Origin of the sequence: Azospirillum thermophilum, assembly GCF_003130795.1 — a bacterium.
Classification (GTDB): Bacteria; Pseudomonadota; Alphaproteobacteria; order Azospirillales; family Azospirillaceae; genus Azospirillum; species Azospirillum thermophilum.
Genome location: NZ_CP029356.1, coordinates 143512 through 157431, shown reverse-complemented (window position 1 = coordinate 157431; position 13920 = coordinate 143512). Strand labels below are relative to the sequence as shown.

The 13920-nt window shown below is 71.3% G+C and carries 8 protein-coding genes; 5 read left to right on the top strand and 3 right to left on the bottom strand.

The window, feature by feature from the left end; translation table 11 throughout:
- Window positions 1-68: 68 nt before the first annotated feature.
- Window positions 69-1223: a glycoside hydrolase family 1 protein gene (locus DEW08_RS21950; protein WP_109331355.1), complete on the top strand. Its 1155-nt coding sequence runs from the start codon at window positions 69-71 to the stop codon at window positions 1221-1223.
- A gap of 24 nt (window positions 1224-1247) precedes the next feature.
- Window positions 1248-3056 carry an ABC transporter ATP-binding protein gene (locus DEW08_RS21945; RefSeq protein WP_109331354.1) on the top strand — a complete coding sequence of 603 codons (1809 nt, stop codon included), beginning with the start codon at window positions 1248-1250 and terminating at the stop codon, window positions 3054-3056.
- Between the two features lie 75 nt (window positions 3057-3131).
- On the opposite strand, the gene DEW08_RS33330 is transcribed toward DEW08_RS21945, so the two are convergent.
- Window positions 3132-5876, bottom strand: a complete 2745-nt coding sequence (locus DEW08_RS33330; protein ID WP_109332325.1) for a glycoside hydrolase family 2 protein — start codon at window positions 5874-5876, stop codon at window positions 3132-3134.
- Between the two features lie 321 nt (window positions 5877-6197).
- Here DEW08_RS33330 and DEW08_RS21935 point away from each other — a divergent pair, with 321 nt between their 5' ends.
- The 3 genes from DEW08_RS21935 to DEW08_RS21925 all read left to right on the top strand — a co-directional run bounded on the left by DEW08_RS21935 (window position 6198) and on the right by DEW08_RS21925 (window position 11384).
- Window positions 6198-8504 carry a family 1 glycosylhydrolase gene (locus DEW08_RS21935; RefSeq protein WP_342760790.1) on the top strand — a complete coding sequence of 769 codons (2307 nt, stop codon included), beginning with the start codon at window positions 6198-6200 and terminating at the stop codon, window positions 8502-8504.
- Between the two features lie 238 nt (window positions 8505-8742).
- On the top strand, window positions 8743-9795 hold the full coding sequence (locus tag DEW08_RS21930; protein WP_109331353.1) for an ABC transporter ATP-binding protein: 1053 nt from the start codon (window positions 8743-8745) through the stop codon (window positions 9793-9795).
- 95 nt (window positions 9796-9890) lie between these two features.
- Window positions 9891-11384, top strand: coding sequence for an MFS transporter (locus DEW08_RS21925; RefSeq protein WP_109331352.1), 1494 nt, complete (start codon window positions 9891-9893; stop codon window positions 11382-11384).
- Here the strand turns inward: DEW08_RS21925 and DEW08_RS33325 are convergent.
- On the bottom strand, window positions 11379-11507 hold the full coding sequence (locus tag DEW08_RS33325) for a hypothetical protein (protein ID WP_281262071.1): 129 nt from the start codon (window positions 11505-11507) through the stop codon (window positions 11379-11381). The genes DEW08_RS21925 and DEW08_RS33325 overlap by 6 nt on opposite strands.
- Before the next feature lie 104 nt (window positions 11508-11611).
- Window positions 11612-13894 carry a family 1 glycosylhydrolase gene (locus DEW08_RS21920; protein ID WP_109331351.1) on the bottom strand — a complete coding sequence of 761 codons (2283 nt, stop codon included), beginning with the start codon at window positions 13892-13894 and terminating at the stop codon, window positions 11612-11614.
- Window positions 13895-13920: the final 26 nt, after the last annotated feature.

The following is a 13920-nucleotide window of genomic DNA, read 5'->3' as shown; positions in this document are numbered from 1 at the left end:
CGACAGACGATCCCCCGACAGACGAACCCGACGGACATCATCCGCACCAACGACCGGAAGGAAGACGGATGCATACGCCGACGTTGTTCCAGAGCTTTTTCCTGGGCGGCTTCGAATGCTCCACCCACCGGCGCGACGACGGCCGGCGCCTCGACCTGATCGAGGCGACCGGACACGGCCGCGCCGCGGCGCAGGACTATCGGGCGATGCTGCGCCACGGGATCGGCAGCGTGCGCGACGGCGTGCGCTGGCACCTGATCGAGACCAGCCCCGGCCGCTATGACTGGTCGAGCCTGCTTCCCATGGTCCACGCGGCGCGGGAGGCGGGGGTGCAGGTCGTCTGGGACCTCTGCCACTATGGCCACCCGGACGACATCGACATCTGGCGCCCGCAGTTCGTCGACCGCTTCGCCCGCTTCGCCGCCGCCGTGACGCGGCTGCTGCGCGAGGAGACGGACGATGTGCCGGTCTTCTGCCCGGTCAACGAGATCGCCTACTGGTCCTGGGCCGGCGGCGACCGCGGGATGATGAACCCCTGCGCCACCGGCCGCGGCTTCGAGCTGAAGCACCAGCTCGTCCGTGCAGCGATCGCCGGAATCGGGGCGGTGCGGGCGGTCGACCCGCGCGCCCGCTTCGTGCATGTCGACCCGGTCATCAACGTGGCCGCCCATCCCGACCGCCCGGACGACGCGACGGAGGCGGCGGCCTACACCCGCGCCCAGTACCAGGGCTGGGACATGACGGCCGGCGAGCTGTGGCCCGGCCTCGGCGGCCGCCCGGAGCTGCTGGACGTCATCGGGGTCAACTACTACTCCGACAACCAGTGGTTCCTCGGCGGCGGCACGATCGGGCGGGAGGACCCGCGCTACAGGCCGTTCCGCGACATCCTCGCCGACGTGTGGCAGCGCTTCCGGCGGCCCATCCTGGTGGCCGAGACGGGGGCGGAGGGCGACGCCCGCTCCCCCTGGCTCGACTATGTGGCGGGCGAGGTGCTGGCGGCCATGGAGGCCGGCATCCCGGTCGAGGGCATCTGCCTCTACCCGATCCTCGACTACCCCGGATGGACCAACGACCGGCACTGCCCCGTGGGGCTGCTCGGCTTTCCCGAGACCGGCGGCCGCCCCGTCCACCGGCCGCTGGCCGACACGCTCGACCGCTGGCAGCGGCTGTTCGACCGGCGTCTCGACCGGGAGTTCGGCCAGCGGGCGGCGCGCGTCGCCTGACCAATCCAACGAGGCATCTTCGCCATGGCTTGCGAGCATCGGACATCCGACGCGCCGTTTCCGCAGCGTCCGATTCCCTTCTTCCTGCGCTATGTCCGGCGCTGGCCGGGGCATTTCGGCGGGCTGCTGGCCCTGGTCATCGGGGCCGCCGCCTGCGCCGTCGCCGTCCAGTACGGCATGAAGCTGCTGGTCGACGCCATGGCGGCGCCGGAGCGCGACGCCGCGATCGTCTGGGGGCCGCTGACCCTCTTCGTCGTGCTGATCGGGGTGGAGAACCTGCTGTGGCGGCTGGGCGGCTGGCTGGGGTGCCGGACGGTGGTCGGCGTCGGCGTGGACATCAGGCTCGACCTGTTCCAGCACCTGACGGGCCATTCCATGCGGTACTTCTCCGAGCATTTCTCCGGCTCGCTCGGCAACCGCATCACCGCGACGGCCGGGGCGTCCGGCGCGCTCATCAGCACCTTCACCTGGAACATCCTGCCGCCGATCACCGACTTCATCGGCGCCGTGCTGGTGCTGACGACGGTGGACTGGCGGATGGCGGCGGCGCTGGTGGTCTTCGTGACGGTGGTCGCCAGCGCCATCGCGCTGATCGGCGTGCGCGGCCGGCCGCTCCACCGCAGCTATGCCGACAAGGCCTCCTACGTGGCGGGCGAGCTGGTGGACGTGGTGTCGAACGTCTGGGCGGTGCAGGCCTTCTCCGCCCGCCGGCGCGAGCGCGACCGGCTGGCCGCCAAGTTCGCGTCGGAAGCCGCGGCCCAGCGGCGGAGCTGGCTCTATCTGGAGAAGACCCGCGTCGTCCACGACCTCTGCCTGTGGGTGATGGCCGGCGGCATGCTGGTCTGGGCGGTCTCGCTGTGGGTGTCCGGCCGGATCAGCCCGGGCGACGTGGTGATGGTCAGCGCGCTGACCTTCCGCATCCTGCACGGCTCCCGCGACCTCGCCTTCGCGCTGGTCGGCACAACCCAGCATTTCGGCCAGATCGCCGAGACGCTGCGGGTGATCGGCCAGCCCCATGCGGTGGCCGACCGGCCGGGCGCGCAGTCGCTGATCGGGCTCGGCGGGGCGATCGACTTCGAGGGCGTCGGCTTCGCCTACGCCGACGGCCGGCAGGTCTTCCGCACCCTGTCGCTGCACATTCCGGCCGGCCAGCGCATCGGCATCGTCGGCCCGTCCGGCGCCGGCAAATCGACCCTGGTCAGCCTGCTGCAGCGCCTGGACGACGTGCAGGAGGGCCGCGTCCTGGTCGACGGCCAGTGCATCTCCGCGATCGACCAGGAGAGCCTGCGGTCGGCCATCGCCACCGTCCCGCAGGAGATCTCGCTGTTCCACCGCTCGATCCTGGAGAATATCCGCTACGGCCGCCCCGACGCCACCGACGAGGAGGTGCGCGCCGCCGCCCGTGCCGCCTACTGCGACGATTTCATCCGCGAGCTGCCGCAGGGCTACGACACGCTGGTCGGCGAGCGCGGGGTGAAGCTGTCGGGCGGCCAGCGCCAGCGCATCGGCATCGCCCGCGCCTTCCTGAAGGACGCGCCCATCCTGATCCTGGACGAGGCGACCTCCGCCCTCGACACCGAGAGCGAGATCGAGATCCAGCGCGCGCTGAAGGACCTGATGCACGGCCGCACCGTGCTGGCGGTGGCGCACCGGCTGTCGACCCTGTCGGGCTTCGACCGCATCGTCGTCCTGATCGACGGCCGCATCGTCGAGGACGGCCACCCGGCCGAGCTGCGTCGGCGCGGCGGCACCTTCGATGCCCTGTGGCGCCTGCAGGCGGAGGGCTTCTCGATGGACGAGGCGCTGGACCGCGGCCTGCGCGCGGCGGAGTAACGCCGCACCGCAAAAGAGACGCGGCGGAGCGCCCCGGAGCGCCCCGCCGCGTTTCGCGTCATGAGGCGGAGAGGGTTACTCCGCGGTCTCCCGCACCCGCTCCTCGCGCACGCCGTCACGGCCCTTCAGCGCCAGCTCGACCAGCCCGTCCAGCAGGGCGGTGGCGGTCGGGTCGGCGCCCGGCGCGTCGCGCAGCAGGCGGAAGGTGGTGGCGACCATGCGGCCATGGCCGCAGTTGCGCTCCACGATCAGCGCCGCCGGCTTGTGCACCCAGCCCACGACCATCCCCGCATGCACCCGCGCCTGGAAGTCCCAGGTGGTGCAGTTGGCGATGACGTGGTCGGGGATCACCCGGTCGAAGCTGTGGTCGATCAGCGGACCGCCCGGCAGGCGGGCGAAGGGGCCCGACCGCTTGACCCAGGAGAAGGAGGACGCCCAGGCGCCCAGCCACATCGAGCCGTGGCGCGACACCACGCGGACGTTCTGGAAGTGCGGGAAGACCGGCTGCAGGTCCTGCGGCTCGTCGGCCAGCAGCACCAGCCGCGCCCCGGCACGCACCTCCGCGCACCGTTCCTCGTCCAGCCGGCGGGCGACCACCACGTCCGCGCCGGCGGCGTCGGCGGCGATGCCGTAGCCGAGAGCGGCGAAGCGGTCGGCCAGCTCGGCCTCCGGCGTCCACACCGTCGCCGGGCCGGCGGACGGGCCGGTGCGGCGGGGATGGATCGCCAGCTCGACATGGTTGGTGGCGAGCACGCCGTCCGGCGTGGCGATCTCCAGCTCCAGCCGGTGGAGTTCCGGCCGCTCGACCGTCGGGGCGGGGAAGACCGCCTCGCGGCCGTGGCTCACGCCCGGCTCCAGGTCCATCGCTTCCGACCCGCCGACCGCGCCGGCGTCGACGGTCCAGCGCAGCTCGGTGCCCGTCACCGTCTCGCCGTTGCCCTGGGCGGCGGCGAGGCCGACGCGGATCTCCTCACCCTCCCAGTAGGCGACGCGGTCCCACTGCGGCACGATGACCGTGTCGGCGTTGATGGTGTGGAACACGCCGTGGAAGGCGCGCGGGTTGCGGCGCATGTCCAGCAGCCCGTTCGATTCCCAGTGGCAGTCGGTGAATTCGGTGATGACGTAGCCCGCGAGCGCCGGCTGCCGGCGCATCGCCTCGATCTGGTACTTCAGGGCGCGGAACTGCTGCCACTGGGCCGCCTCGACGAAGCGCTCCAGGCTGCCGAACACGCGGTCCAGGCCGTAGGCGGTGAAGCGCGTCTCGATCCCGTGCGGGTACATGACGCCTTCGCCCCAGTCATGGCCGGTCTCGAACCACCAGGGCTCCTTGCCGTCGGCGCCGCGCAGCGTCTTCGGGTCGGGCAGGCCCCAGTTGCCGAATTCGGAGCACATCACCGGCTCCTGCCCGGTCCGCTTCGCGTCGCCGTGGTGGGTGTAGGTCGCCTCGCGCCGGTTGGCCATGCGCTCGACGAAGCCGTCCCACGAGCCGCGATGGTCGGGAATGGCGGCGTAGAAGTGATAGTCCTCGATGTCCGACTGGACGTGGAAGCTCGGCCACAGCGGCGAGTTGTCCACCACCAGCCGGGTGGGGTCGAACGCCTTCAGCCAGCCGTAGGTCTTGTTGACCCAGGCGCGGTGCTCGGCGTTGTGGACGAGGTCGGTGCCCCAGTTCTCGTTGATGATCGTCCAGCAAATGATGGACGGATGGTTGCCGTCGCGCTCGACGATCCCCTGCAGCGTGGCGCGCAGGCGGCGGGCGGACTGCTCGGTCAGGCGGCCGGCGTTGGGCAGCTCGGTCCAGATCAGCAGCCCGATGCGGTCCGCCGCCTCGTAATAGCGCGGGTCCGGCACCTTGATGTGGCAGCGCAGGCAATTCAGCCCCAGCTCCTTGGCCTTGCGGAACTGGTCTTCCAGGAACTCCATCGACGGAACGGTGCAGATGCCGTCCGGATAGTAATCCTGGTCGAGCGCCGAACGCAGCAGGATCGGCCGGCCGTTCAGGCAGATGCGGCCGTCCCGCGTCTCGACGGTGCGGAAACCGAAGCTCTCGGTCCGGCTGTCCACGCTCTCGCCGTCCTGGCGCAGGATGGCGGTCAGGCGGTAGAGCGTCGGGCTCTCGGGCGACCAGGCCTGCACCTGGGGAACCACCATCTCGGCCGTCACCCGGTCCTGGCCGGCCGCGGCGACCGCCGCCAGCGAGGCGCAGACGCCGTCCGGCCCGCTGATCTCCAGGTCGATGTCATGGTCGCGGCGCAGCGGCTGCGCGAGCTGGACGGCGATCCTCACCGACCCGTCGGCCAGCTCGCCGACCACCCGCAGCCCCGTGACATGGTCGGCGGCGCGGCGTTCCATCGTCACCGACTGCCAGATGCCCGACAGCGGGCCGTACCAGCTCTGCTTGCCGAAGGGCGTCTCGGCGAAGGGGAACTCGGGATAGGCGTCGGGATCGTCGGTCGGGGCGGTGACGGCGACCGCGATCTCGTTGCGGCCGGGGCGCAGGAAACGGCCGACCGACGCTTCGAACGGCAGGTAGCCGCCCTCATGGGCCGCCACTTCGATGCCGTTGACCAGGACGCGGGCGTGATAGTTCACCGCGCCGAACCGCAGGAAGACCGGCGCGCCGGCCCAGTCCATGGGAAGCTCGATGCTGCGGCGGTACCAGGCGCGGCCCTGGCGGTCGCGCAGATCCTCGAACTGCGCCTGCCACGGGCCGGGCACGGTCGCGGTCCGCCACTCGGTCACGTCCTGGAGGGCGACATCCTCGTCGCCGAAAAACTGGAAATCCCAATCGCCGTCGAGAGAGAGGGTGGTGCGCTGCAAGGCTTCGCTCCGCATGTCTTCGGTTGCGCCGCGGCCCTCGATGCGGAGGACCCCGAAAAGGTGAGCGGAGGTTTGATCGTCATGGTTAACAAAAGATAACCCGGATTACTCCGTACAGCCCGCTAAAAAGGGGTGCCGGCAAAAAGCCCGCTCCTACGGGACTTCCGGGTGGTGTGACAAAAACGGGAAAGAACTTGAGGTGTGACAAAGTTGGGCTGCTGTGACCAGCGAGGTCTTCTTAATCTCCTGCTAACCAAGTCCGCGCCAGACCGGACGGGGTGCCACCTACGGCCCCGCCGAAACGGTTCAGGAGGACGGGCCTTGCCGTCACGCGCAGACACCACGCCGGTCGCCGCCATGCCGGTCGCCGCCACGCCGGTCCCGACTCATCCGGCAACGCCCGAGCGCCCGCCCCTGGAACTGTGGGGTGGTGTGGAATGCTCGGTCGTCCGGCTGCGCGGCGGCGGCGTCGACCAGACGCGGCTCAGCGGCCACCAGGACCGGCCGGGAGACCTCGACGCCTTCGCGGAGCTGGGGATCAGGGCGATCCGCTATCCGGTGCTGTGGGAACGGGTGGCGCCGCGCGGTCTGCGCGACGCCGACTGGCGCTGGACGGACGAACGGCTGGGGCGGCTGCGCGATCTTGGGGTCAAGCCGATCGCGACGCTGCTGCATCACGGCAACGGGCCGCGCGGCACGGATCTGACGCGGCCGGACTTTCCGGCGAAATTCGCCGCCTATGCCGCCGCGGTCGCCCGCCGCTATCCCTGGCTGGAGCTTTACACCCCGATCAACGAGCCGCTGACGACGGCGCGTTTCTGCGCCCTCTACGGATTCTGGCATCCGCATGCCCGCGACCAGGGCGTCTTCCGCCGCATCCTGGTCAACCAGATCCAGGCGACCCGGCTGGCGATGGCGGCGATCCGCGCCGTGAACCCGGCGGCGAAGCTGGTGCAGACGGAGGATCCGGGCAAGGTCCACGGCACGCCGCACATGGCCCGGCAGGCGGAGCACGAGAACCAGCGGCGCTGGCTGACCTTCGATCTGCTGGCCGGCCGCGTCGGCCGCGACCATCCGCTGCGCTCCTGGCTGGCCGAGGCCGGTCTGGAGCGCGATCTGGACGAGCTGGCCGCCGATCCCTGCCCGCCGGACATCCTGGGCATCGACCATTACCTGACCAGCGAACGCTTCCTCGACGAGCGGGTGCGCCGGTATCCCGGCGTTCGGCCGACGGCGGAGGGCGGCGAGCGCCACGTCGACCTGGAGGCCGTCCGCGTCCTGGCCGAGGGGGTCGACGGGTTGGAGACGCTGATGGAGGAGGCCTGGACCCGCTACCGCCTGCCCGTCGCCGCCACCGAGGTCCACAACGGCTCCAGCCGGGAGGAGCAGCTCCGCTGGGTCAAGGAAGCCTGGGACGGCGCGCGGCGTCTGCGGGAACGGGGGGTGGATGTCCGGGCGGTGACGGCCTGGGCGCTTCTCGGCAGCTATGACTGGAACAGCCTGATGACCCGCCGCGACGGGTTCTACGAGTCCGGCGTGTTCGACGTGCGCGGGCCGCGGATCCGCCCGACCGCGCTGGCCGGGCTGCTGCGCGATCTGGCGCGGACGGGCGATGCGGACCATCCGGTCTTCGACGGGCCGGGCTGGTGGCGGCGCGAGGACCGTTTCCACTGGGCGCCCGTGCGCAGTTCCCCCTACGTCATCACCCGCAATGGCTGGACCCCGCCGGATGCCGCGCCGCGCCGCCTGCTGATCGCCGGGGGCGGCGGCACCCTGGCCGAGGCCGTGGCGCGGCTGTGCATGGTGCGCGGTCTGCCCCATGTGCGGCTGACGCGGGCCGAGCTGGACCTGACCGATGCCGGCGCCGTGGCGGAGGTGCTGGAGCGCATGCGCCCCTGGGCCGTGGTCAACGCTGCCGGACTGGCCCGCGTCGACGAGGCCGAACTGTGTCCCGCCCGGGCGCAGCGCGACAACGTCCGCGCCGCGAGCATCCTTGCCGGTGCCTGTGCCGCGGCGGGCCTGCCCCTGCTGGGCTTCTCCACCCATCTGGTGTTCGACGGGGAGAAGCGGACGCCCTATCGGGAGCAGGACGACGCCCGCCCGCTCAACGGCTACGGGCGCAGCAAGCGGGAGGCCGAACTGGCGGTTCTCGACCGCTGTCCGGCCGCGCTGATGGTCCGCAGCGGCGCCCTGTTCGGCCCGTGGGACGACCGCAGCCCCGCCGCCCGCGCCATCCGTACCGTCGCCGGCGGCCGCTTCTTCTCGGCGGCCTGCGACGTCACCGTCTCGCCGACCTACCTGCCGGACCTCGTCAACGTCGCGCTCGACCTGCTGATCGACGGGGAGCGCGGGATCTGGCACCTCGCCAACGGCGGCGCCGTCACCTGGGCCGAATTCGCCCGTGCCGCGGTGCGCGGCGCCGGGCTGAACCCCGACCGGGTGCTCGGCGTGCCTGCCGCCGATCTCGGCTGGGTCGCCCGGCGGCCGGCCTACAGCGTCCTCGCCTCCGCCCGCGGGGCGGGGCTGCCCTCCGTCGAGCATGCCCTGCACCGCTTCCTCGCCGCCCGCGGACCCGTGCCGCACGACGCGGCGGAGGTCTGCGTGCCGGAGGCGGTATCGGCTGTCTGACGCGGCGGGAGACGCGACCGTCGGTGGACCCGGCAGCAGTCGGATGAGAAGTGCGCCGCGTGATAAGTCTATTTCCGCAGCGGAGAAAGTTCCTGGCCCGATGTTCCGCAATAAAGGATAGAAGGTCTAATCCGACAGGTGGGGTATTTCTGGGACTTTTCCCCAACTTCACATTCACTTAAGGGTCGGTAGCCAGTCTGGCGGGCAAGAGACATGCGCAGCCATTGCAGGGACCGTCATGCTGACCACCGTCCGCCGAGTGATGAGCCTGTTCCGCCCCTTCTGGCGTCAGCTCGCCCTGATCGCGCTTCTGATGATGCTGCAGAAGGCGGGCGACCTTCTGGTGCCCCTGTTCGGCGGCCGGGTCATCGACGCCATGGCGCAGCGCCAGACGCTCGACGCCATCTACGCGATGACCGCCACCGCCTTCCTCTTCTGGGTCTGCCACGGCAACGTCCTTCCCTACCTGACCGGCCGCGTGGACCTCGCCCGCTTCCAGTATGACGGCCCCCGCCATCTCGGCGTCAGCGTCCTGCACCGGGTCCTGCGTCCCCGCCTGTCGCCCGAGGGGCGGGACACCGCCATGCAGCAGGCGGTGATCGAGCGGGGCGAACTGGTGCTGATGCAGTTCGTCAATGCCGTCGTCCGCGTCGCCATTCCGGTGATCCTGCCGGGTCTGGTCACGCTCGGGCTTCTGCTCTGGTGGTACCCGCTGATCGGGCTGATCGCCATCGTCGGCGGCACGCTCGACATCCTGGCGACCGTCTACCTGAACAAGGTCCTGCGCCCGCTCTATACCCGGCTGCAGGAACTCGACTACGAGCGGCAGCGGGTCCACACCCATGTCTTCCGCAACCTGCTCGGCCTGATCGTCGAGAGCAAGGAGCGGCAGGCGGTCGCCGACTATGACGAGCGCTACGCCGCCTTCGCCGGCTTCGGCGCCCTCACCGGGCGGCGCTTCCTCGCCTTCAACTTCGGCCGTGGCCTGATCGTCAACGTGACCAACCTGTGCAGTTGGGGGGTCGGCGCCTGGTATGTCGACAGCGGGGTCTATTCGCTCGGCTACTTCCTCGCCTCGCTGAGCTGGTCGACCTACCTGATGAACTGCGTCGGCGCCGGGATCGAGCTGCAGAGGCAGTGGATGGAGACGATCCCCGCCATCAAGGCCTTCTTCGCCGAACTCGACGCCTATGGTCCGCCGGACGACGAAGCGGCGGCCGGCGGGGCTGCGGCGGGCGCTGAGGATGCGGTGCCCTGCCCGGTGCCGGCGCTGGCGGTCGCCGCGGAGTAGGCTCCGGCGCGAACGGCATACTCAGGTTGAGGAGTGGACTTCCCGCCGCCGCGGATCGAAGTGCTTACGCCACGCAACAGCCGGCGTTCCCGCACATGAAGTCGCTCGCTCCCGACCCCCTGGTCACCCCGTCCGACGTCGAGCAGGGCAAGCGCGCCCTCGTCTATGACGGAGCCTGGGCGAATGTCGTCGGCGCCCTGTCCGGCGGGATCATCCTGGTGGGCTTCGCCCTGGCGCTGGACGCCGGGCCGCTCGCCATCGGGGCGCTGGCCGCCATCCCCTTCTTCGGCCAGCTCGCGCAGATCCCGGCGATCGGGCTCGTGCAGCGGGTGCGGCAGAGGCGCAAGATCTCCGTCATCGCCATCACGCTCGCCCGCATCGTCATCCTGGCCTGCGCGCTGCTGCCCTTCCTGGAGGACCGCCCGACCGCGCTGGGGCTGCTGATCCTCGGGCAGATGGCGGTCGCGGTGCTGGGCGCCGTCAGCGCCTGTTCCTGGAACTCCTGGATGCACGACCTGCTGCCCAGGGAGGGGCTGGGCCAGTTCTTCGCCCGCCGCCTGTTCTGGGCGACGACGCTGGCGCTGGTGACCGGGCTCGCCGGCGGGCTGCTGGTGGACCATTGGCCCTTCGGCGAGAAGATCTACAGCTATTCCCTGGTCTTCGCCGTCGCCGGTCTCGCCGGCTTCGTCAGCTCCTACTGGCTGACCCGGGTGCCGGAGCCGGTGATGCGCGGCAGCTACGAGCGCCAGCCCTTCCTGCCGATGCTGCGGGTGCCGCTGCACGACACCAACTTCCGCCGGCTCATCATCTTCATGACGAGCTGGAACTTCGCGGTGAACCTGTCCGCCCCGTTCCTCACCACCTATCTGCTGCTCCAGCTCGAATTCGACCTGGGGGTGGTGGTGATCCTCTGGGCGATCAGCCAGACGGCGAACGCGATCACGCTGCGGCAGTGGGGGCGGCTGTCGGACCGGCTGTCGAACAAGGCGATCCTGGCGCTGGCGGCCCCGGTCTTCCTCGGCTGCGTCCTGGCGCTGCCCTTCACCGCCCTGCCGGAGCGCCACATGCTGACGCTGCCCCTGCTGGCGCTGATCCATGCCGTGATGGGGGCCGCCACCGGCGGCATCGGGCTCGCCACCGGCAACATCGGCCTGAAGCTGGCGCCGGAGGGGCAGGGGACGGCCTATCTCGCCTCGGTCAGCCTGTTCGGCTCGCTGGCCGCCGGCATCGCGCCGATCGTCAGCGGCCTTTTCGCCGACTGGTTCGGCGCGCGGGAGCTGTCGGTGGTCATCCACTGGGCGGCCCCGGGGGTGGAGGCCGAGGCGCTCGCCATGCGGCTGCGCCGGTGGGAGTTCTTCTTCGCCTTCTCCTTCGCGGTCGGGCTCTACGCGCTGCATGCCCTGACGCTGGTCCGCGAGGAGGAGGAGGTCAGCGAGCGCCGGGTGGTCCAGCTCTTCGCGCTGGAGGTCAGGCGCAGCATGCGCAGCCTGTCCTCGGTGGGCGGGCTGCGTCTGGCGACGACCTTCCCCTTCGGCCGGCTGGTCGACCGCAAGCCGGAGGAGCCGGGCGCCGCCGGCTCCCCGTCATAGCATGTCGGACGACCGCGTGAGCGTCAGGGTCGAGGGGCCGGCCGGCTCCCGGCCCTGCAGCAGGTTGCCCGCGGCAATGCCGAGCCCGGCCAGAAGGACGAAGATCAGGAGAGCGATCCGCATGACGCACCTTGTTTTTCCGGCGTTTTTCTTGCCGGGGCATCATTGCGAATTATGGTTAACGGCCGGTGTATGGCCAAGCCCACGCAAGATATGTCCGGGGAAAGTCACTCCGCCGCGTCGCAGGCCGGCGACACCGACGGCGTCGGGGCCGAGCGGGTCTCCGGTCCCGGCGGCGGCAGCACGGCGGAGGCCGGCGCGGCGCTCCGCCGCCGTTCCTCCCGCCATGCGTGGAAGAAGGCGCCCAGCGCGTCGTCGAGCGGCGGCATCAGCGACGCGCGCCCGCTGCCCAGCACGCTGTAGCGCGGCCGCCGCGCCGCCCAGCCCAGCTCCTCCCCCGGCAGCGCGCGGACCAGCCCGGCATCCAGCCCGGCCCGCCGCGCCGCCTCCCGCGCCAGTTCGGCCCAGGTGACGGCCCCGGCGCTGGCGAGGTGCCAGATCCCCCGCTCGCCGTCGATCAGCAGCTCCAGCACCGTGTTGACCAGATCGGGCACATAGGTGGGGGAGACGGTGACGTCCTCCGCCGCGGCGACGGGCAGACCCTGCTCCATCCGGCGGAGCGCGGTGGTGATGAAGTTGTGATCGTCCCAGGGACCGAAGAAGGCGCCGGTGCGGACGACCAGCCCGCGCTCCGTCGCCGCGATGGCCCGCTCGGCCGCGACCTTCGTCTCGCCATAGACGTTCAGCGGACAAACCGCGTCTTCCTCCACATAGGACGCCCGCTTCGTCCCGTCGAACACGAGGTCGGAGGAGAAGCCGACCAGCGGGATGCCCGCCGCGGCGCAGGCGGCGGCCAGCACGGCCGGCCCCTCGGCGTTCTCGCGCCGGCAGCGCCGGCCGTCCGCCTCCGCCTCGTCCACCCGGACGAAGCCGGCGGCGTTGATCACCGCCCAGGGCCGGTGGCGGAGCAGCGCCGCCTGTACCGAGGCCGGGTCGGCGATGTCCACCTCGCCGCGGCCCGCCGGATGGTGGGCGAGGCCGCGCCGGGCCGCGACCCGGGCGAAGGCGCGGCCCAGCGTTCCCGTCGCGCCGACGATCAGCAGCCGCCGCGCGTCCTCCGGCCTGCGGTGCCAGGAGGGGATGGGGCGGTCCGGCACGTCCGGGCGGCAGCGCACCGGGCGCCAGCGGAACCGGTCGGCACGGTGCCAGCGTCCGGGGCCGTCCAGCACCGGATGATCGACCGCACCGCCGTCCGCCATCCGGCGGACCATGCGGGCCAGCGCCGTCTCGCGCGGCACCGGCGCCCGCACGTCGAACGGCCCGGCCTCGTAATAGCCGACGCAGCGCGTCAGCAACTGGTCCCAGTCGTAGCTGCCCAGCAGCGACCACACCGTGACGGCCCGCAAATCCACCCCCTCCGCGGCGAGCGACCGGGCGTCCTGCCAGACCTCGTACAGCCAGCGGAGCTGGTCCTCGCGGGTCGAGCCGTTGTGCACCTCCGTCACCGCCATCGGCAGGCGGTAGCGCTCCCAGGCCTCTCGCAGCAGCCCGCCGGGGCCGGTCGGCCCTTCCGCCATCAGCGAGACGGCCTCGACGTCGATGTGGCCGTTGCTGCCGTCGCGCGACCGGCCGAGACCGCGGTAGCGGTGGACCCGGTGGTCGAGGCAGCGTTCGCTCGACAGGTAGTGGTTGAAGCCGATGATGTCCGGCGGGCAGGGATCCGCGACGAAGCCGGCGATCTCCTCGGCCAGCCCGGCATCGCGCAACCGCGGCCAGAACGGATGGTCCGGCGTGACGCGCCCGGTCAGCAGGTCCAGGCTCAGCCAGCGTCGCTGGTTCTGCATCTCCGCGGCGGCGGCCAGCGGCGGGGTCGCGTGGATCTTCGCCAGATCCTCGGTCTGGATCAGCAGGGCGTCCGGGTTGACCCGGCGGATCGCCGCCATGGCCAACCGCGTCGCCCGCGTCTCGGTCACCAGCATGCGCAGGAAGGCCGCCTCGTCCCGCAGATGCGGGTACCACAGGCCGTAGAGCCCGCTGAACCGCGCGGTGGTCAGCGGTTCGTTCACCGGCGTGTAGGCGTCGACCCAGGGGTAGCGCCCGGCCACCATTCCGGCGAAGCGGCCGACGCCGGTGGCGAAGTCCGGGTCCAGCAGGCTGGTGTTGCGCGGGCCGCTGCCATGGTGGACCAGCGTGACGATCGGCTTGATGCCGAGATCGCGCAGGCGGGTCAGCCGCTCGTCCGTCCAGCGCCAGTCGGCGCGGTCGAACCCGTCCGGCGCCACCCGCTCCCACAGCACCGGATAGCGCAGCCGCGTGATCCCCAGCGAGGCGAAGCGGTCCAGATCCTCCGGCCGATGCTCATGCCCGTTCAGCAAGGTCTGGTCGACGTAGGCGTCCCGGATGCGCGCGACCGTGCATTCGAGACCGCCCCAGATTTCGATGTCAGGCATCGGCTCCCCTTGCTGTCCGCCTTGCG